At 76.9% G+C, this 22,320-nt stretch carries 3 protein-coding genes; all 3 read right to left on the bottom strand.

The window, feature by feature from the left end; genetic code table 11:
- Positions 1-45: 45 nt before the first annotated feature.
- The 3 genes from ACFVIU_RS21500 to ACFVIU_RS21510 are packed head-to-tail and all read right to left on the bottom strand — an operon-like array spanning position 46 to position 22,286.
- On the bottom strand, positions 46-5,652 hold the full coding sequence (locus ACFVIU_RS21500; RefSeq protein ID WP_385844331.1) for a type I polyketide synthase: 5,607 nt from the start codon (positions 5,650-5,652) through the stop codon (positions 46-48).
- Positions 5,649-10,403, bottom strand: a complete 4,755-nt coding sequence (locus ACFVIU_RS21505; protein WP_385844357.1) for an SDR family NAD(P)-dependent oxidoreductase — start codon at positions 10,401-10,403, stop codon at positions 5,649-5,651. Before ACFVIU_RS21505 ends, ACFVIU_RS21500 begins: the two co-directional genes overlap by 4 nt.
- A 48-nt stretch (positions 10,404-10,451) precedes the next feature.
- Entirely contained in the window at positions 10,452-22,286 is an 11,835-nt protein-coding gene (locus ACFVIU_RS21510; RefSeq protein WP_385844332.1) for an SDR family NAD(P)-dependent oxidoreductase, read from the bottom strand.
- Positions 22,287-22,320: the final 34 nt, after the last annotated feature.

Consider the following 22,320-nt stretch of genomic DNA (forward strand, 5'->3'; position numbering starts at 1 on the left):
CTTCCCGACAGCCGGCACGACGGCTGGTCACGCTGGTCACGCTCGTCAATTGGCATTGCTGAACCGGTTGTCGACCAGGTCGAAGAGCTCCTCGTCGGTGGCGCCGTCGAGCCCCGGCCCCGCGTCGGCGGCGGCTCCGGTCAGCTCGGCCAGCAGCTCCGACAGCCGCGCCACGGCTTGCTCGCGCAGCTCGCCCCCCTCGTCCGCGGCGCGCAGCCCGGCCGCCAGCCGGTCGAGGCCGGCCAGGACGTCGTCCCCGTCCGGTGCCGCGGCCGGGGCCAGCAGCGTGTCCAGGTGCCGGGCGACGGCGCGGGGCGTGGGGTGGTCGAAGACGAGGGTGGTCGGCAGGCGCCGTCCGACGGCGGCGGCGAGCCGGTTGCGCAGCTCGACCGCGGTCAGCGAGTCGAAGCCCATCTCCACGAAGCCGCGGGTCTCCGGCACCTCGTCGGGGGAGCGGTGGCCCAGCACCGCCGCCACCGTGGTCCGCACCAGCTCCAGCAGCACCCGCGCCCGCTCCTCGGCCGGCAGCTCCGCCAGGCCCGCGAGCGCCGGCTGCTCCGCCGGGCGCGCACCGGTTCCTGCGGCCGCCGCCCGGCGCACCGCGGGACCGGCCAGGGCGCGCAGCACCGCCGGCACCGCGTCGGAGGCGGCGGCCCGGGCCCGCAGCGCCGCGGTGTCGATCCGCAGCGGTGCCAGCACCGGGTCGCCGGCCGCCAGCGCCCGGTCGAACAGCGCCAGCCCCTCCTCGGAGGTCAGCGGGCGCATCCCGGACCGGGCGATCCGGGCCAGGTCCAGCTCGCCGAGATGCCCGGTCATCCCGCTCTGCTGCGCCCAGAACCCCCAGGCCAGCGAGGTGGCGGGCAGACCGTCCGCGCGGCGGCGCTGCGCCAGCGCGTCCAGGGCGGCGTTGGCCGCGGCGTACGCCCCCTGCGCGGCCGTGCCGAGGGTCCCGGAGGCCGACGAGAACAGCACGAACGCCGACAGGTCCAGCCCGCGGGTCAGCGCGTCCAGATGCCCGGCCGCGTCGGTCTTGGGCCGCAGCACGCGGTCCAGCCGGTCCGGGGTCACATCGGTCACCACCGCGTCGTCCAGCACCCCGGCCGCGTGGATCACGGCGGTCAGCGGCTGCGCGGCCGGGATCCGGTCGAACACCGCGGCCAGCGCGTCCCGGTCGGACACGTCGCAGGCGACGGCCTCGGCCGTGGCTCCGAGCGCGGCCAGCTCCGCCACCAACTCGGGGGCGCCCGGCGCGGCCGGCCCCTGACGGCTCACCAGCAGCAGCCGCTCGGCCGCGTACCCGGTGACCAGATGACGGGCCAGCAGCCCGCCGAGCAGCCCGGTGCCGCCGGTGATCAGGACGGTGCCCCCGGCGAAGGAGGGCCGCCCGGCGGGCTGCCGCTCCGCTCCGCCGGCCCGCGCGAGCCGCGGTACCCGGACCTCGCCCGCGCGCACGGCGAGCTGCGGCTCGCCGGTGGCCAGGGCGGCGACCGGCGGCCCGGCCGGCGCTGCGGCGCCGTCGAGGTCCACCAGTACGAACCGGCCGGGGTGTTCGGTCTGCGCGGTCCGTACGAGCCCCCAGACCGCCGCCTGCGCGGGGTCCGGGACGTCCGTGGCGTCCGCCGCGACCGCACCCCGGGTGAGCATCACCAGCCGCGCCGCCAGGAGCCGTTCGTCGGCGAGGAACTCCCGCACCAGCCCCAGCGTCCGCGCCGCCACGCCGTGCACGTCCCCCGCCTCGGCGGGGGCCGGCACGCAGGACACCAGCACCGTGCCCGGGGCGGTCCCGTCCGGGCCGACGCCGTCGGCCAGGGCCGCCAGGTCGGCGTGGTGCCGTACGCCGGGAAGCGCGGCCGCGACCTCGTCGAGGCCGGGACCCACCAGGGCCCAGTCCTCCGGCGCGGTGTCGCCCGGGTCCCCGGCGGCCGGTGCGGCCGGCCAGTCCAGGCGGAACAGCCCGTCGTGGCCGGCCGCGGAGGCGGCGGCCAGCCGTTCGGGGTCGACCGGGCGCAGGGCCAGCGAGCCCACCGTGGCGACGGGCAGCCCGGCCGCGTCGAAGAGGGCGACCGTCACGGCGTCCTTGCCCGCCGGGGACAGCACCGCCCGCACCGCTCCCGCGCCGACGGCGTGCAGCGAGACATCGCTCCAGGAGAACGGCAGCAGCGCGGGCCCCGGCTCCGCCGCGTCCCCGCCGGTGAAGGCGACGGCGTGCAGGGCCGCGTCCAGCAGCGCCGGGTGCAGGCCGAAGGCCTCGGCGTCGGCCAGGTTCTCCTCGGCCGGCCGTACCTCGGCGAGCACGGAGTCGCCCAGCCGCCAGGCGGCGGCCAGCCCCTGGAAGGCCGGTCCGTACGCGTAGCCGCGGTCGGCCAGCCGGAGGTAGTGGTCGCGCACGTCGACCGGGACGGCGCCCGGCGTCGGCCAGGCCGCGAACCCGGCGGCGGGCGCGGGCGCGTCCTCGGCGAGGACCCCGGACGCGTGCCGGGTCCAGGGCTCGTCGTCCCCGGTCCTGGAGTGCACGCCCACGGTCCAGCCCGCCCCGTCCGCACGGCGGTCGGCCACCAGCTGAAGGGTCACCTCGCCGTCCTCGCTCAGCGTCAGCGGAGCCTCGACGGTCAGCTCCTGCACCCGCCCCGCGTCCAGCAACCGGCCCGCGTACAGCGCCAGTTCGAGGAAGGCGGTCCCGGGCAGCAGCACCGCGCCGTGCACCGCGTGGTCGGCGAGCCAGGGATGGGTGCGCACCGAGAGGCGCCCGCTGAGCACCAGCCCCTCGCCGGTGGCCGCCGCGACGACCGCCCCGACCAGCGGATGGCCGCCCGGCGCGAGCCCCGCCGCCGTGACGTCCGCGCCCGCGTCCCGGTCGTCCAGCCAGTAGTGCTGCCGCTGGAAGGGGTACGTCGGCAGGTCCACCGCCGGCCGGGCCCCGCCGTCCTGCGGGAACAGCCGCGCCCAGTCGACCGGGACGCCGTGCACGAACAGCCCGCCCGCCGCGCGCAGGAATCCGGCCCGCCCGCCGTCGTCCCGGCGCAGCGTCCCGGCGACCAGCACGCCGGGCGCCTCGGCCGCCTCCATCGTCTCCTGGAGCGGGACGGTCAGCACCGGGTGCGGGCTGACCTCCAGGAACACCCCGTAGCCCTCGGCCGCGAGCGCCTGGGTCACCTGCGCCAGCCGCACCGGCCGGCGCAGATTGCGGTACCAGTACCCGGCGTCCAGCCCATCTTCGTCCAGGAAGGTCCCGGTCACCGTCGAACAGAACGCCACCCGCGGCGTGTGGTGCTCGATCCCGGCCAGCGCCGCCAGCAGGTCCTCGCGCACCTCCTCGACCTGCGGGGAGTGCGAGGCGTAGTCCACCGGGATCCGGCGGGCCCGCACGCCGTCCTCGGCACACCCGGCCAGCAGCTCCTCCAGGGCGTCCCCGTCGCCGGAGACCACCACCGAGGACGGGCTGTTGACGGCGGCCACCGACAGCCGGCCGGCCCACGGCGCGATGCGCGCCGCGGCCGCCTCCTCGCCGAGCGCGACCGTCACCATGCCGCCGCGGCCGGCCAGCGCCCGCAGCGCCTTGCTGCGCACGGCCACCACCCGGGCCGCGTCCTGAAGCGACAGCACGCCCGCCACACACGCGGCGGCGATCTCGCCCTGCGAGTGGCCCACCACCGCGTCCGGCTCCACGCCCACCGACCGCCACAGCGCGGCCAGCGACACCATCACCGCGAACAGCGCCGGCTGTACGACGTCCACCCGCTCCAGCCAGTCGGCCCCGGCCTCGCCGCGCAGCACGTCCAGCAGCGACCAGTCCACATGCGGTGCCAGGGCCTCCGCGCACTCCTCGACGGCCGCCCGGAACACCGGCTCCGACTCCAGCAGGCCCGCGGCCATGCCGGCGAACTGCGAGCCCTGGCCGGGGAAGACGAACACCGTCCGCTCCCGCCCGGCCGGGGACCCGGTGCCGTCCCGGTCCTCGCGGGTACGGCCGCACACCACCGCGGGGGACTCCTCGCCCCGGTCCACCGCCACCAGCCCCTTGACCAGCTCGCCGCGGTCACCGCCGACCACCACCGCGCGGTGCGCGAAGACGGACCGGGTGGTGGCGAGGGCCCGGCCGATGGCCGCGTCGGACAGCTCCGGACGGGCCTCGGCGTACGCGGCGAGCCGGGCCGCCTGCGCACGCAGCGCCTCCGCGCTCCGGGCGGACAGCAGCCACGGCAGCACCACGTCCTGGTCGGAGGCGGAGGAGGGGCCGGCGGACTCGGGGGCGGGCTCCTCCTGCGGCGCCTGCTCCACGATGACATGGGCGTTGGTGCCGCTGACGCCGAACGACGACACGCCCGCACGGCGCGGCCGGTCGGAGCCGGGCCAGGGCTGCTCGTCGGTGAGCAGCCGGACCGCGCCGGCCGACCAGTCGACGTGCGGGGTGGGCTCGTCCACGTGCAGCGTGCGCGGCAGCACGCCGTGCCGCAGCGCCATCACCATCTTGATCACCCCGGCCACGCCCGAGGCCGCCTGGGTGTGGCCGATGTTGGACTTCACCGAGCCCAGCCACAGCGGGCGGTCCGCCGGGCGCCCCTGACCGTAGGTCGCGAGCAGCGCCTGCGCCTCGATCGGATCGCCCAGCGTGGTCCCCGTCCCGTGCGCCTCGACCGCGTCGACGTCGGCGGGCGTCAGCCGGGCGGCGGCCAGCGCCTCCTCGATCAGACGGCGCTGGGAGGGGCCGTTGGGGGCCGTCAGCCCGTTGCCGGCGCCCCCGTGGTTGACGGCGGAGCCGCGGATCACGGCGAGCACCGGATGGCCGTTGCGCCGCGCGTCGGACAGCCGCTCCAGCACCAGCACGCCGGCGCCCTCGCCCCAGCCGGTGCCGTCGGCCGCCGCGGCGAACGACTTGCACCGGCCGTCCGCGGCCAGCCCGCGCTGCCGGCTGAACTCCACGAAGGCGTTCGGCGTGGACATCACCGTGACCCCGCCGGCCAGCGCCAGCGAGCACTCTCCGGAGCGCAGCGCGTGACACGCCTGGTGCAGCGCCACCAGCGAGGAGGAGCACGCGGTGTCGATGGTCACCGCCGGGCCGGTCAGCCCGAGCACATAGGAGGTGCGCCCGGCCGCCACGGCCGCGGTGCTGCCGGTCAGCCGGTAGCCGGCCACCTCGTCGGCCTCGTCCGCCCGGGTGGGGAACGCGTACCCCTGGTGCGTCAGCCCGACGAAGACCCCGGCCCGGCTGCCGCGCAGGCTCTCCGGGACGATCCCGGCGCGCTCCAGCGCCTCCCAGACGATCTCCAGCCAGAGCCGCTGCTGGGGGTCGGTCGCCAGGGCCTCACGCGGGTTGATGCCGAAGAACTCGGCGTCGAAGCCCGCCGGGTCGCGCAGGAAGGCGCCCTCCCGGGCGTAGCTCTTGCCCGGCCGGCCCGGCTCCGGGTCGTACAGGCCCGCCACGTCCCAGTTGCGGTCCTCCGGCAGGCCGGTGACCGCGTCCGTGCCGTCGGCGACCAGCCGCCACAGGTCTTCGGGGGTCTCGACGTCCCCGGGGAAGCGGCACCCCATGGCGACGATCGCCACCGGCTCGTACCGCTGCTCCTCGGCGTCCTCGAGCCGGGCCCGGGTCTGGCGCAGCTCGGTGGTGACGAGCTTCAGATACTGCCGGAGTTTGTCCTCTGAGGTCGTCACGAGATTCCCAGCTCCTTGTCGACGATGTCGAAGATCTCCTCGTCACTGGCGAGGTCCAGGGCGTCGTCGGCCGGCCCCGTCGCGGCGCCCGCGCCGGACCGGTCCCACTTCCACAGCAGCGAGCGCAGCCGGGCGACGACCCGGCCGTGCGCCTCGGCGTCGGGCTCCAGCGCCTCCACGGCCGCCGCCCACCGGTCCACCTCGGCGAGCACCGCCTCCGCGCCCGCCGTGTCGGGCCGCAGCTGCTCGCGCAGATGCCGGGCCAGCGCGGCCGGGGTGGCATGGTCGAAGACCACCGTGGTGGGCAGGGAGAGACCGGTGGCCTCGGCGAGCCGGTTGCGCAGGGTCAGCGACGCCATCGAGTCGAAGCCGAGGTCCTTGAACGCCTGCGAGGCGCGGACCTGTTCGGCCGAGCGGTGCCCGAGGGCGGCGGCCGCCCGGTCGCGCACCAGCTCCAGCAGCAGCCGGTCCTGCTCGTCCTCGGCCAGCCCCGCGAGCCGCTCCCGCAGGGCGGCGTCCGCCCCGCCGGACCCGGTCCCGCCCTGCACGGCGCGCCGCGCGTCGGGCAGGTCGGCCAGCAGCGCCCGGGACCGGGTCAGGCTGTACGCGGGCGCGAACCGCTCCCAGTCGATGCCGGCGAAGGCCGTGAGGGTCTCGTCGCGGTCGAGGGCCGCCTGGAGTCCCGCCAGCGCCGTCTCCGGTGCCATCAGCGGCACCCCGCGCTCGCGCAGCAGCTCGCCCGCGCCCTCGGCGGCCGCCATGCCACCGCCGTCCCACGCGCCCCACGCCACCGAGGTCGCGGCCAGCCCGCGGGCGCGGCGCTCGCTCGCCAGCGCGTCCAGGAAGGCGTTGGCCGCCGCGTAGGCCGCCTGGCCGACGTTGCCCCACAGCCCGGCGCCGGAGGAGAACAGCACGAACGCGTCGGGGGAGCGGCCGGGGCCGCCGTCGAAGACCGCGTCCAGGTTCCGGGCCCCCTCGACCTTGCCGGACAGCACCTCGGCGATCTCCGCGAGCGAGCACTCGGCCAGCGGCTTCTCCCGCTGGATGTCGCCCGCCGCGTGGACGACCGTGGTCACCGGGTGCTCCGCGGGCAGCGCCGCGACGGCCCGGCGCAGCGCCTCCTGGTCGGCGAGGTCGCAGGCGGCGACGGTCACCTCGCTGCCCAGTTCCTTGAGTTCGGCCGTCAGCTCGGCCACCCCGGGGGCGTCGGGGCCGCGCCGGCTGAGCAGCAGCAGGTGGGGCACGCCCCGGGCGGCCAGCCAGCGGGCCACCTGCGCGCCGAGCGCACCCGTGCCGCCGGTCACCAGCGCGGCTCCGGCCGGCCGCCAGGTACGCCGTACCGGCGTCTGGGCCAGCGGGGCGCGCACCAGCCGGCAGCCGTGGACGGCGTCGGCGCGGACGGCCAGCTGGGTCTCCTCGCCGGGGTCCGCGAGGACACCGGTCAGGTGCCGCAGCGCGGGCTCGTCGAGCAGCTCCGGCAGATCGACCAGGCCGCCGGTGCCGTCCGGCCGTTCGAGCGCCGCGACCCTGCCCAGCCCCCACACGGCGGCCTGCGCCGGATGCCGCACCGGGTCGGCGCCGACCGCCACCGCACCCTGGGTCAGGTGCCACAGCGGGCCGTCGATCCCGGCGTCGTCCAGCGCCTGCGTCAGTACGACGGTGGCGGCCAGCCCCTGGGCCATGGCGGAGTGTCCGGCGGCCGCGAACTCCGGGTCGGACAGGGGTCGTTCGTCCAGTGCCAGCAGGGACAGCACCCCGGCCGGCGCACCGTCGGCCGCGATGTCGCGCAGCCGGGCGGCGAGTGCCGAGCGGTCGGCCGCGTCGCCGGCGGTGAGCGCCAGGTGGCGTACCTCGTCCGCGCCGGCGCCTTCACAGGCCGCCCGCACCACGGCCGCCAGGGCGTCGGCGTCGTCAACGCCCTCGGGGGACACGAGCAGCCACCGGCCGGACAGCCGGCCCGGGCCCGCGGCCGCGTCCAGGGCCGCCCAGTCGAGGCGGTAGCGGTGGTCGTCCACCAGCGCCGGGAGCGGGTCCGCCGCGTCCGCCGCCAGCCAGTACCGCTCGCGCTGGAAGGCGTACGTCGGCAGTTCGACCGGCCGGGCGCCGGTACCGGCGAACACCGCCGGCCAGTCCACCGCGACCCCGCGCGCGTACAGCGCGCCCAGCGCCGCCGGCAGCGTCTGCTGCTCCGGCGTGTCACGGTGGGCCGCCGCGGCGAACACGGCGCCCTCGCCGGTGACGCACTCCTGGGCCATGGCCGCGAGCACCGCGTCCGGGCCCAGCTCCAGGAACACGGTGGCCCCTTCGGCCTCCAGCGTGCGCACGGCGTCGAGGAACCGCACCGTCTCCCGGGCGTGCCGGGCCCAGTACGCGGGGCTGCACACCTCCTCGGCCGGCACCAGGGTCCCGGTCAGCGCGGACACCAGCGGGATCTCCGGGGCGCGCAGGGTCACCCCCCGCACCACCTCCTCGAACTCCGCGACCATGGCGTCCATGCGGTGCGAGTGGAAGGCGTGGCTGACCCGCAGCCGCTTGGTGCTGCGGCCCAGCCCGGCGAAGTGCGCGGCCACCTCGGACACCGCGTCCTCGTCACCCGCGACCACCACGGACGACGGGCCGTTGACCGCCGCGAGCCCGGCACGCCCGTCCCGCTCGGCCAGCAGCGGGGCCACCTCCTCCGCGCTCGCCTGCACCGCGGTCATCGCCCCGCCGCGCGGCAGCGCCTGCATCAGACGGCCCCGGGCCGTGGCCAGGACGGCCGCGTCCGGCAGGGACAGCACCCCGGCGACATGCGCCGCGGCCAGCTCGCCGATGGAGTGGCCGGACACCAGGTCCGCCCGTACGCCCCAGGACTCCACCAGCCGGTACAGCGCCACCTCGACGGCGAACAGGGCCGGCTGGGTCCAGCCGGTCTCGTCCAGCAGGCCCTCGGTGCCGGGCGCGCCCATGACCACCTCGCGCAGCGGCCGGTCCAGGTGCCGGTCCAGCTCCGCGCACACCGCGTCGAAGGCCTGCGCGAACACCGGGTACTGGGCGTACCACGCGCGGCCCATGCCCACGCGCTGGGCGCCCTGACCGGTGAACAGCACCGCCAGCCGGCCCCCGGACACCGTGCCGCGCGCGCCGACGGCGGGCGGTTCGCCGTTCGCCAGCCGGCGCAGGCCCTGGTCCAGCTCCGCGCGGTCCGCGGCCACGACGACCGCCCGGTGCTCGAACGCCGTGCGCGTCGTGGCCAGCGAGTACGCCACATCGGCGAGGTACGCGTCGCGGTGGTCCGCGAGATGCCGGCGCAGCCGCTCGGCCTGCGCCCGCAGCGCCTCCTCGCTGTGGCCCGAGACGACCCACGGCAGCGCGCGGTCCGGCACCTGGGAGGGCCGTACGGGGTCCGTGTCCTGCTCGGTGGCGGGCGCCGCCTCCACCACCACATGGGCGTTGGTGCCGCTGATGCCGAAGGACGACACCCCGGCGCGGCGCGGCCGCCCCGGGTCCGGCCACGGCCGGTTCTCGGTCAGCAGCTCCACCGCGCCCGCCGACCAGTCCACCCGGGTCGAGGGCCGGTCGACGTGCAGGGTCCGGGGGAGCAGCTCGTGGCGCAGCGCCAGCACCATCTTGATGACCCCGGCGATCCCGGCGGCCGCCTGGGTGTGTCCGATGTTGGACTTCACCGAGCCCAGCCACAGCGGGCGTTCCCGCTCCGCGCCGAAGGTCGCCAGGATGGCCTGGGCCTCCATCGGATCGCCGAGCGGGGTGCCGGTGCCGTGGCCCTCGATCACATCGACGTCCGCGGTCGTCAGACCCGCGTCGTCCAGCGCCTGCCGGATCACCCGCTGCTGCGACGGCCCGTTCGGCGCGGTCAGCCCGCTGCTCGCGCCGTCCTGGTTGACCGCACTGCCGCGCACCACCGCGAGGATCCGCCGGCCGTTGCGGCGCGCGTCGGAGAGCCGCTCCAGCAGCAGCACCCCGGCGCCCTCGCTCCAGCCGGCGCCGTCCGCCGCGTCGGCGAAGGACTTGCACCGGCCGTCCGGGGCCAGCCCGCGCTGCCGGCTGAACTCCACGAACGTCGACGGGGTCGACATCACCGTCACCCCGCCGGCGAAGGCCAGCGAGCACTCGCCCCGGCGCAGCGCCTGCACGGCGAGGTGCAGCGCCACCAGCGAGGACGAGCACGCGGTGTCCACCGTGACGGCGGGACCCTCCAGGCCCAGGGTGTACGAGATCCGGCCGGAGGCGACGCTGCCCGCGCTGCCGGTGCCCAGGTAGCCCTCCACCTCCTCGGTCGGCAGACCGGGCCGGGCGCCGTACTCGTGGTACATCACCCCGGCGAAGACCCCGGTACGGCTGCCGCGCAGCGTCCGCGGATCGAGCCCGGCCCGCTCCGCGGCCTCCCAGGACGTCTCAAGGAGCAGCCGCTGCTGCGGGTCCATGGCGAGCGCCTCGCGCGGGGAGATCCCGAAGAAGGCGGCGTCGAACTCCGCCGCGTCGTGCAGGAATCCGCCCTCGCGGGTGTACGAGGTCCCGGGCCGGTCGGGGTCGTCGGAGAACAGTGACGCCAGGTCCCAGCCGCGGTCCGCGGGAAACCCGGAGACGGCGTCGCGGCCGTCCACGACCAGCTCCCACAGCTCCTCCGGGGAGGTCACCCCGGCCGGGTACCGGCAGCCCATCCCGACGATCGCTATCGGCTCGTTCGCGGCCGCGGCCGCCTTCCTGAGCCGTTCGTTCTCCTTCAGCGAAGCCCGTAGTGCTTCGACCACCTTGTCAGAGGTTGTGGCCATGGCCCCTCCCGCAGTTCGCATCCGTGATCACGCCGTGTCCCCGCCGAAGGCCGTGCGCACGAGATCGTCGACGTCCATGTCGTCGATCCCGGCCGCCTCCTCGCCCGGCGCCGCCGGGTCCGCGGCCTCCTCGCCCCCGGCGAGCCGGAGCAGGTCGGCCAGCAGACCGGCCTGCCGGAAGCGGGCCAGCGGGATCGAGGCCAGTGCCTCGCGGAACTTCTTCTCCTCCAGCTCCTCCGCGGTCAGTTCCCGGCTCTCCGGGAAGAGCTGGTCGCGCAGGTAGCGGGCCGTGTTGACCGGGGTGGCCTGGTCGAAGACGAGCGTCGCCGGCAGCCGCAGCCCGGTGGCCGCGCTCAGCCGGGTGCGCAGCTCGACCGCGGTCAGCGAGTCGAAGCCCAGCTCCAGGAAGCCCCGGGTCTCCGGGACGGCCTCGGCCGAGGCGAGCCCCAGCACCGTCGCCGCCTGCTCCCGGACCAGGCGCAGCACCGCCGACTCCCGCTCCTGCGCGGGGAGTTCGGCCACCTGCGCGGCGAACGGCCGGCCCGCTCCGTCCGCGGCGCCCGGGCCGCCGGCCCGCCGCCCGGCGCGGAGCACCGTGCGCAGCACCGCCGGCACCGCGTCCGCGTCGGCCGCCGGCGCCGGCTTCAGCGGCACCAGGACGGCGTCCTGGGCGCCCAGCGCCGCGTCGAACAGCGCGAGGCCTTCGTCGGTGGGCAACAGCCCGACCCCGGACCGCGCCATGCGCCGCAGGTCCGCCTCGGACAGCGCGCCGGTCAGCCCGCTGCGCTCCTCCCACATGCCCCAGGCGAGCGAGGTGCCCGCGAGGCCGGCGGCCCGCCGGGTGCGCGCGAGCCCGTCCAGGAAGGCGTTGGCCGCCGCGTACCCGCTCTGCCCCGCGGTGCCCAGCACCCCGGCGGCCGAGGAGAACAGCACGAAGGCCGACAGGCGGGCGTCACGGGTCAGTTCGTGCAGATGCAGCGCGCCGTCCACCTTGGGCCGCAGCACCCCGGAGACCCGCTCGGGGGTCAGCGCGGTGAGCACCCCGTCGTCCAGCACCCCGGCGGCGTGCACCACCGCGGTCAGCGGATGCGCGGCCGGGATCCCGTCCAGCACCGCGGCCAGCGCGTCCCGGTCGGCCACGTCGCAGGCGGCCACCGTGACCCGGGCGCCCTGCCCGGTCAGCTCCGCCGCCAGCTCGGCCGCGCCCGGCGCGTCCGGGCCGCCGCGGCTGGTGAGCAGCAGCCGGGTGACCCCGTGCCGGGCCACCAGGTGACGGGCGACCAGCGCGCCGAGGCCGCTGGTGCCGCCGGTGATCAGGACCGTACCCTCCGGCGCGAGCGGTGCCGGGCCGTCCGCCGCCTCGGCGGCGGGGGAGACCCGGGCGAGCCGCGGCGCCTGCACCACACCCCGCCGGACCACCAGCTGGGGCTCGTCGCCGCCCAGTGCCTGCGGCAGTGCGCGCAGGGACGCGGCGTCCTCGTCCGTGTCCAGCAGCACGAACCGGCCGGGGTGTTCCGACTGCGCCGCGCGCAGCAGACCCCACAGCGGGGCGTGCCGCAGGTCGTGCGCGGGCTCGTCGTCGTCCAGGGACATCGCGTACCGGGTGGCGAAGACCAGCCGCGAGCCGGCGAACCGCTCGTCGGCGAGCCACTCCTGGGTCAGCGCCAGCGCCCGGTGGACCGTCCCGTGGACGGCCGCGGCCGGACCCGCGTCCTCCCGCGGGTCGCACAGGCAGGGCACCAGGACCACCTCGGGCGCCGGCGTTCCGGCGGCCACCGCCGTGGCCAGCGCCGCCAGGTCCGCGTACCCGTCGAGCCGCTCCCCGGCCCGCTCCAGCACGGCCCCCAGCTGGAGGTCGTCGGGGCCCAGCACGGCCCATCCGCCGAGGGGCGCGCGCCCCGGCGCGAGCCGCTCGCCGGTCAGCCGGAACAGCGAACGCAGGCCCGCCCGGCGGGAGTTCGCCAGCGCCCCGGGCGGCACCGGACGCGCCCGCAGCGAGCCGACCGAGAGCACCGGAGCGCCCGCCGTGTCGAACGCCGTCAGGGACACGGTGTCCTCGCCCGCCGGCGCCAGCCGCACCCGCAGCGCCGCCGCGCCCGTGGCGTGCAGGGACACGCCCTGCCAGGCGTACGGCAGCCGCGGCTCGCCGGCATCGGCCACCAGCCCGCCCAGGACCATTCCGTGCAGCGCCGCGTCGAACAGCGCCGGATGCACGCCGTACCGGCCCGCCTCCGCCTCGTCCGGCAGGCGGACCTCGGCGAAGACCTCGCCGTCGCGCCGCCAGAGCGCGCGCAGCCCCTGGAAGGCCGGGCCGTACTCGAGTCCGGCCGCCGCCAGCACGGCGTACCCGTCCTCCAGGGCCACCGGTTCGGCGTCCGCCGGCGGCCACGCGGGCAGCCGGTCCGGCGCGGCCGGCCCGCCGGGGGCGAGCACCCCGACGGCGTGCTTCTGCCACGGGGTGTCCGCGGGCGCGTCCTCGGGCCGCGAGTGCACCTCCACGGAGCAGCGTCCGGTCCCGTCCGCCTCCCCGGTCAGCACCCGCAGCTGTACGGCACCCTCCTCGTCCACCACCAGCGGTTCCAGCAGGGTGAGTTCCTCGACCGTGCCGCAGCCGGTCTCCGCACCGGCGCGCAGCGCCAGTTCCACCAGGCCGGTGCCGGGGAAGAGCACCGTGTCCCGCACCGCGTGGTCGGCCAGCCAGGGCTGGGCCGTGAGGGACAGCCGGCCGGTCAGCACCGTGCCGGCCGGGCCGGGCAGCGCCACCAGGGCGCCGAGCAGCGGGTGGCGCGTGCGGCCCAGTCCGGCCGAGGTGACGTCGGCCGCGGCGACGGTGCGCTCCAGCCAGTACCGCTCGCCCTCGAACGGATAGGTCGGCAGCGCGGCCGCGCCCGTACGGCCTTCGGGGAAGGCCGCGGCCCAGTCCACCGGCACGCCCCGGGTGTGCAGTTCGGCGGCGGAGGCCAGGAACCGCCCGAGGCCGCCGTCCTCCCGGCGCAGCGAGCCCACCGTCACCCCGTGGGCGACGTGCGCGGCGTCCATGGTCTGCTGGATCGCCATGGTCAGCACGGGGTGCGGGCTGGTCTCCACGAACACGTCGTGGCCCTGCTCCAGCAGCAGCCGGGTCACCCGCTCCAGATGCACGGTCTGCCGCAGGTTGCGGTACCAGTACTCGGCGTCCAGCTCGGTGGTGTCCAGCTCGGTGCCGGTCACCGTCGAGAAGAAGGGGATCTCCGCGGGCCGCGGCGAGATCGGCGCCAGTTCCCGCAGCAGCTCCTCGCGGACCTGCTCGACCTGCGGGGAGTGGGAGGCGTAGTCCACCGGCAGCACCCGGGTGCGGACCCCGTCGGCGGCACAGCGCGCCACCAGCTCCTCCAGCGCGTCCAGGTCACCGGAGACGACCGTGGACGACGCGCCGTTGACCGAGGCCACGGACACCTTGCCGGCCCACTGCTCCACCAGCTCGGACACCGCCCCCTCGCCCAGCGCGACGGACACCATGCCGCCCTTGCCGGACATCGCGAGCAGCGCCTTGCTGCGCAGCGCCACCGCCCGGGCCGCGTCGTCCAGGGTCAGCGCGCCGGCCACGCACGCGGCGGCGATCTCGCCCTGGCTGTGGCCCATCACCGCCTGCGGCCGCACCCCGAAGTGCTGCCACAGCCGGGCCAGGGACACCATGACCGAGAACAGCGCGGGCTGGACGACGTCCACCCGGTCCAGCGACGGCGCGCCCTCGGCACCCCGCAGCACCTCCGTCAGGGACCAGTCCACATACCGCGCCAGCGCGGCCTCGCACTCCCGGATCCGCTCCGCGAACACCGCGGACTCGTCGAGGAGCCGGGCGGCCATCCCGGGCCACTGCGAGCCCTGCCCGGAGAACACCAGCACCGTCCGGCCGCGCTCGCGGGCCGTGCCCCGGACGACCCCGTCCGCGTCCCGGCCCTCGGCGAGGGCGGCCAGGCCCTCGCGCAGCTCCTCGGGGCCGGCGCCGACCACCACGGCCCGCTCGTCGAGCGTGGCGCGGGTGGTGGCCAGCGCGTGCCCGATCCCCGCGAGGTCCGGCGCACCGGTGTCCGCCAGGCGCGACAGCAGGCGCCGGGCCTGGGCGCGCAGCGCCGTCCCGGTCTTGCCGGACAGCACCCACGGTACGGCGGCGAGCGCGGCCGGGGCGGCCTGCTCCGGGGCGTCCGGCGCGGGCTCCTCGGCCGTCTCCGGGGCCTGCTCGATGATCACATGGGCGTTGGTGCCGCTGATCCCGAAGGAGGAGACGGCGGCTCGGCGCGGCCGGCCGGTCTCGGGCCACGGGGTGGCCTCGGTCAGCAGCGACAGCCCGCTCGCCGCCCAGTCCACCTCCGGGGTCGGCCGGTCGACGTGCAGCGTGCGGGGCAGCACCCCGTGCCGCAGCGCCGCGACCATCTTGATCACGCCGGCCACGCCCGCGGCGGCCTGGGTGTGCCCGATGTTGGACTTCACCGAGCCCAGCCACAGCGGACGCTCCGGCTCGCGCTCACGGCCGTACGTCGCCGCCAGGGCCTGCGCCTCGATCGGGTCGCCCAGCCGGGTGCCGGTGCCATGGGCCTCCACCGCGTCGACGTCACCGGCCGCCAGACCGGCGTTGGCCAGGGCCTGCCGGATGACCCGCTGCTGGGAGGGGCCGTTCGGGGCGGTCAGGCCGTTGCTGGCGCCGTCGGAGTTGATCGCCGAGCCGCGCACCACCGCCAGCACCGGGTGGCCGTTGCGCCGCGCGTCCGACAGCCGCTCCAGCAGCAGCGCGCCGACGCCCTCGCCCCAGCCGGTGCCGTCGGCGGCCGCCGCGAAGGCCTTGCAGCGGCCGTCCGGGGACAGCCCGCGCTGCCGGCTGAACTCCAGGAAGATGTCCGGGGCGGCCATGACGGCGGCGCCGCCGGCCACCGCGAGCGAGCACTCGCCCCGTTGCAGCGCCTGTACGGCCAGGTGCAGCGCCACCAGGGAGGACGAGCAGGCGGTGTCGATGGTCACCGCCGGCCCCTCGACGCCGAAGGCGTAGGCGATCCGGCCGGACATGACGCTGGAGGTGCTGCCGGTCAGCAGATAGCCGCCCAGGTCCTCGGGCGCCTGGCGCGGGTCGGACGGATAGCCCTGGGCCGCCGCCCCGATGAACACGCCGACCTGGCGGCCCTTCAGCGACAGCGGGTCGACCCCGGCCCGCTCCAGCACCTCCCACGAGGTCTCCAGCAGCAGCCGCTGCTGCGGGTCCATGGCCAGCGCCTCGCGCGGGCTGATGCCGAACAGCTGCGCGTCGAACCGCGCCGCGTCGTCCAGGAAGCCGCCCACCCGCACATAGGTCGTGCCGGGCCGGGTGCCGTCCGGGTCGTAGATGCCGTCCACGTCCCAGCCGCGGTCGGCCGGGAAGGGCAGGACGACGTCGGTCTCGTCGGTGACGAGCCGCCACAGGTCCTCCGGGGTGGCGATGCCGCCCGGGTAGCGGCAGCTCATCGAGACGATCACCACCGGGTCGTCGTCCGCGGCCTGCGCCTGCGCGGCGGCCGGGACCGGCTCCCCGGCGGGCGCGGCGCCGAGCAGTTCGGCCCGCAGATGCCGGGCCAGCACGACCGGCGTCGGATGGTCGAAGACCAGCGTGGCGGACAGCTGCGTCCCGGCGGCACCGCTGAGCCGGTTGCGCAGCTCGACCGCGGTCAGCGAGTCGAAGCCCAGCTCCTTGAAGGTGCGGTCGGCGGCGACGGTCGCGCCGTCGGTGTGGCCCAGCACCGTCGCCGCGTGCCGGCGTACCAGATCGAGCAGGAGCTGCTCGCCCTCCGCCTCGGACACACCCGCCAGCCGGTTGCGCAGGGCCGCGGTCGCGGCCGGCCGGGCCGCCTCGCGGGCCGCCCGGCGCACCGGCGTCCGGGTGAGCCCGCGCAGCAGCAGCGGCAGCTCGTCGGCCGCCCGGCGCAGCAGCGCGCCGTCCACCTTGGCCGGGACGAGGGCGGCCCGCCCGGCGGCGAGGGCGGCGTCGAACAGGTCCAGGCCCTCCTCGTCGGTGAGCGGCACCAGACCGGTGCGGCCGAGCCGGCGCAGGTCCACCTCGCCCAGCCCGCCGAGCATGCTGCCGGAGTCCTCCCACGGCCCCCAGGCCAGCGACACCGCGGGCAGTCCCGCCGCCCGGCGGTGCGCGGCCAGCGCGTCCAGCAGCACGTTGGCCGCCGCGTAGTTGGCCTGCCCCGGGCCGCCGAGCACACCGGCGGTCGAGGAGAACAGTACGAACGCGGCGAGATCGGCGTCCCGGGTGAGTTCGTCCAGGAGCAGCGCCGCGTCCGCCTTGGGGCGCAGCACGGTGTCCAGCCGCTCGGGGGTGAGCGACCCCAGGACCCCGTCGTCCAGGACGCCGGCGGTGTGCACCACGGCGGTCAGCGGACGGTCCGCGGGCACCGCGGCCAGCAGCTCCCGCAGCGCGTCCCGGTCGGCGACGTCGCAGGCCGCGACCGTCACCGCGGCGCCCCGCGCGGAGAGTTCGGCCACCAGGTCGTCCGCCCCGGGCGCCGCGGCGCCCCGGCGGCTGACCAGCAGCAGGTTCCGCACCCCGTGCCGGTCCACCAGCCGGCGGGCCACCCCGGCGCCGAGCGCGCCGGTGCCACCGGTGATCAGCACCGTGCCCGCCGGGTCCAGGCCGGACGGCACGGTCAGCACGACCTTGCCGATGTGGCGGGCCTGGCTGATGAACCGGAAGGCCTCGGCCGCGTGCCGCACGTCCCACGAGGTGACGGGCGGCAGCCGCAGCGCACCTTGTGCGAACAGCTCGAGGACCGTGCCGAGCATCTCCCGGGTGTGGTCCGGTCCCGCGTCCACCAGGTCGAACGCCCGGTAGGTGACGCCCTGGTGCGCCTCGGCGACCTCCTGGGCGTCCCGCACGTCCGTCTTGCCCATCTCCAGGAACCGGCCGCCCGGCCCCAGCAGCCCGAGCGACGCGTCCACGAACTCCCGGGCCAGGGAGTTCAGTACGACGTCCACGCCGCGCCCGCCGCTGGTCCGCCGGAACTTCTCCGCGAAGTCCAGCGACCGGGAGGAGGCGATGTGGTCGTCGTCCAGGCCCATCGCGCGGAGCGTGTCCCACTTCGGGGGGCTGGCCGTGGCGTACACCTCGGCGCCCAGGTGCCGGGCCAGCTGCACGGCGGCCATGCCGACGCCGCCGGTGCCGGCGTGCACCAGCACCGACTCGCCGGGCCGCAGGTCCGCCAGGCCGACCAGCGCGTAGTACGCGGTGAGGAAGACCGCCGGGACGGAGGCCGCCTCGGCGAAGGACCAGCCGTCCGGGACCCTGGCCAGCAGCCGGTGGTCGGTCACGGCCATCGGGCCGATCCCGCCGAAGATCATGCCGAACACCCGGTCACCGGGCGCCAACGTGTCGACCCCGGGACCCGTTTCGAGCACCACACCGGCGCCCTCCACACCGAGCGGCCCGGCCTCTCCGGGGTACATGCCGAGGGCGTTCAGCGCGTCGCGGAAGTTCAGACCGGCCGCCCGTACGCCCACCCGGACCTGGCCGGGGGCGAGCGGGGCGGCGGCGTCGGGGTGGTCCAGCAGGGCCAGGTTCTCCAGCGTGCCGCCGCCGTCGACGCCCAGCCGCCAGGCCGGCGCCGCCGGCACGGCCAGCGCCCGCTCGGGGCGCACCCGGGTCAGCCGCGGCACCCGCAACTCGCCGTCCCGCACGGCCAGTTGCGGCTCGTCGGAGGCGAGCGCCGCCGGCAGCAGGTCCAGCGCGTCCGCAGCGCCGTCGAGGTCGACCAGCGTGAACCGGCCGGGGTGCTCCGACTGGGCCGTGCGCAGCAGCCCCCACACGGCGCTGTGCGTCAGGTCGGTCACGTCCTCGCTGCCCGCGGCGACGGCGCGCCGGGTCAGCACCACCAGCCGGACACCGGCGAACCGCTCGTCGGCGACCCAGCCCTGCACCAGCTCCAGCGCCCGGTGCGCGGCCTCGCGCACGGCGTCACCGCGATCCGCCGCCGCGGTGGCACCGGCACCCGGGTCCGCCGCGACCGGGTCGGTACGGAAGGAGACCAGCACCGCCGCGGGGGCCGCGCGGCCGCTTTCCAGGGCCGCGGCCAGGGCGTCCGGGTCCGGGTGGAGTGCGGCGGAGCCGCCGGTGAGATACGGCACCAGGTCGCCGGTGCCGGGGCCCACGGCCACCAGGTCCGGGGCCGCACCGGGCCGCGGTGCGGCGGCGAGCGGCTCCCAGCCCACCTGGAAGAGCCGGTCCCGGGTGGCGGAGCCGGCCGCCTCGATCCGCTCGCGCGCGGCCGGGCGCAGCACCAGCGCGTCGGCCGCCAGCACGGCCCGGCCGGACTCGTCGGCGGCCAGCACCGACACCGCGTCCTCCCCGGCCGGCGCCAGCCGCACCCGCAGCGACGGCGCGCCGACGGCGTACCGGGTCACCCCGCGCCAGGAGAAGGGCAGCCGGGCCTGGTCCCACTCGGGCAGCACCACGTTCAGGGCCACTCCGTGCAGGGCCGCGTCCAGCAGCGCGGGGTGCACGCCGTACTCCTCGGGCCGGGTGCCGTCCGGCAGCCCGGTCTCCACGAACAGCTCGGTGCCGCGCCGCCAGGCGGCCCGCAGCCCCTGGAACACCGGGCCGTAGTCCAGCCCCGTCTCCGCCATCAGCGGGTAGAGCCCGCCGACCTCCACCGGTTCGGCGCCGCGCGGCGGCCAGACGGCCAGCTCCTCCTCGTCGGTGTCGCCGGGCGCCTCGGCCCGGGCCAGCACACCGGTGGCGTGCAGGGTCCACGGCTCGTCGTCCGCCGCCTGGTCCGGCCGGGAGTGCAGGCTCAGCGAGCGCTGCCCGGACTCGCCCGCGGCGCCCACGCGCACCTGGAGGGTGACCGCCTCGCGCTCGGGGAGCACCAGCGGGGTGTGGAAGGTGAGTTCCTGTACGACGTCCAGGCCGACCCGTTCCCCGGCGTGCAGGGCGAGTTCGAGGAAGCCCGTGCCGGGCAGCAGTGCCTGGCCGAACACCTGGTGGTCCGCGATCCAGCCGTGCGCGCCCGTGGACAGCCGCCCGGTGAAGAGCAGTTCGTCGTCGTCCGCCAGGGACACCACGGCGCCGAGCAGCGGGTGGTCGGCCGCGCCGAGCCCGGCCGAACCCACCGCCGCCGAGCGGGCGGGCGTCAGCCAGTAGCGGCTGCGCTGGAAGGGGTAGACGGGCAGCTCGACGGCCGGCGCTGCGGCTCGGCCGTAGAACACCCGCCAGTCCACGGCGACGCCCCGGGTGTGCAGCCGGGCGAGCGCGGTCGTCACGGTGAGTTCCTCGGCCCGCTCCGCGCGCAGGGCCGGGACCAGATCGGCGTCCGCGGCGGTGAGGCTGTCGCGGCCCATCGCGCACAGCGTCCCGTCGGGGCCCAGCTCCAGGAAGGTGCGTACGCCCGCGGCCTCCATGGCGCGCACCGCGTCCGCGAACCGCACCGTCCCCCGGGCGTGCCGCACCCAGTACTCGGGCGTCCGCAGCTCCTCCGCGGTGATCTCCCGGCCGGTCAGCGCCGATACGACGGGGATCTCCGGGGAGCCGAACGCGAGCCCGGCGACCACCCGGCGGAACTCCGGCAGCATCGGGTCGATGAGCGGGGAGTGGAAGGCGTGACTGACCGTCAGCCGCTTGGTCTTGCGCCCCTGTTCGGCGAAGTGCGCCGCGATCTCCAGCACCGCGTCCTGCTCACCGGCCACCACCACGGAGGCCGGACCGTTCACCGCGGCCAGGTCGACCCGTGCCGACCGCTTGGCCACCAGCGGCAGCACCTCCTCTTCGGCCGCCTGTACGGCGACCATGGCGCCGCCCTCCGGCAGCTCCTGCATCAGCCGGCCGCGCGCCGCCACCAGGGCCGCCGCGTCCGCCAGGGACAGCACCCCGGCCACGTGCGCGGCGCTCACCTCGCCGATGGAGTGCCCGGTCACATACTCCGGACGGACCCCGTGGTGGGCGACGAGCCGGAACAGCGCGACCTCCAGCGCGAACAGCGCCGGCTGGGTGTACTCGGTCCGGTCCAGCAGCCCCTCGGTGCCGTCGGCGCCGAACACCACCTCGCGCAGCGGCCGCCGCAGATGCCGGTCCAGCTCCGCGCAGACCTCGTCGAACGCCTCGGCGAACACCGGCGAGGCGCCGTACAGCTCGCGGCCCATGCCCACGCGCTGGCTGCCCTGGCCGGTGAAGAGGAAGCCGAGCTTGCCGCGCACCGCCTGACCGAGCGTCACCCGCGGGTCGGGGCGGTCCTCGGCCAGTGCCGCAAGGGCCCGGGCGAGTTCCTCGCCGCTCTCCGCGACGACGGCGGCCCGGTGCTCGAACGCCGTCCGGGTGGTCGCGAGCGCATGGCCGACCGCCACCGCGTCCGGCGCGTCCGCGGCGTCCAGCCGGGCCAGCAGGGCGCGCGCCTGGTCCCGTACGGCCTCGGGGCTGCGCGCCGACAGCAGCCAGGGCACCGCCCGCGGCGCGGTGCCGGCACCCGTGTCCGCGGCCTCCTGCTCGGGCGCCTGCTCCAGCACCACATGGGCGTTGGTGCCGCTGATGCCGAACGACGACACCCCGGCGCGGCGCGGTCGGCCGGTCTCCGGCCACGGCGTGGCCTCGGTCAGCAGCTCCACCCGCCCCGCCGACCAGTCCACGTGCGGCGTCGGCTCGTCCACGTGCAGGGTGGCCGGCAGCACGCCGTGCTGCATCGCCAGCACCATCTTGATGACACCGGCGACACCGGCCGCCGCCTGGGTGTGCCCGATGTTGGACTTCACCGAGCCCAGCCACAGCGGGTCGGTGCGGTCCTGGCCGTAGGTGGCCAGCAGCGCCTGCGCCTCGATCGGGTCGCCCAGGGTGGTGGCGGTGCCGTGGGCCTCCACCGCGTCGACGTCCCGCGGGGTCAGCCGGGCGTCGGCCAGCGCCTGCCGGATCACCCGCGCCTGCGCGGGGCCGTTGGGCGCGGCCAGCCCGTTGCTCGCCCCGTCCTGGTTGGTGGCGCTGCCCCGCACCACGGCCAGCACCCGGTGCCCGAGCCGCCGGGCGTCGGACAGCCGCTCCAGCGCCAGCACGCCGACGCCCTCGGCGAGGCCGGTGCCGTCCGCCGCCGCGGCGAAGGAGCGGCACCGCCCGTCCGCGGACAGCCCGCGCTGCCGGCTGAAGCCCTGCAACTGGTGCGGCGTGGTCATCACGGTGATGCCACCGGCCAGCGCCAGCGAGCACTCGTCCCGGCGCAGCGCCTGGCACGCGGCGTGGATCGCCACCAGCGAGGCCGAGCAGGCGGTGTCGACGGTGACCGCGGGGCCCTCCAGGCCGAGCGTGTACGCGATCCGGCCGGAGAGCACGCTCGCCGCACCGGAGGTGAGGAAGTACCCCTCGTACTCGCCGAGTTCGGCCGGGGGAACACGGGCGTAGTCCTGGAAGGCGGTGCCCATGTACACACCGGTGCGGCTGCCGTGCAGCGTCGTCGGGTCGATTCCGGCCCGCTCCAGCGTCTCCCACGAGGTCTCCAGCAGAAGCCGCTGCTGGGGGTCCATCGCGACCGCCTCGCGCGGCGATATGCCGAAGAACTCCGCGTCGAACTCCGCGATATCGGTGAGGAATCCGCCGTGGCGCGTGTACACCGTGCCCGGGCGGTCCGCGTCCGGGTCGTACAGCGCCTCCAGGTCCCAGCCCCGGTCGGTGGGGAACCCGGAGACCGCGTCACCGCCCGCGGCGACGAGCTGCCAGAACTCCTCCGGGGTCCGGATGCCACCGGGCAGCCGGCAGCCCATGCCGACGACGGCGATCGGTTCCTGCGCGGCGGCGAGCAGCTCCTTGTTCTCCTGCCGCAGCCGCTCCGTCTCCTTCATTGACGCGCGCAGGGCATCGACGATTTTGTCCGGCGACGTGGCCATGGTCCCTCACTGATCGGTTGCCTTGGAACGACGT

Source organism: Streptomyces sp. NPDC127190, from assembly GCF_042672505.1.
Classification (GTDB): Bacteria; Actinomycetota; Actinomycetes; order Streptomycetales; family Streptomycetaceae; genus Streptomyces.

Bases quoted from the DNA above. Each gene is read 5' to 3' on its own strand.
- ACFVIU_RS21510 (WP_385844332.1), bottom strand. From the start codon at position 22,286: ATGGCCACGTCGCCGGACAAAATCGTCGATGCCCTGCGCGCGTCAATG.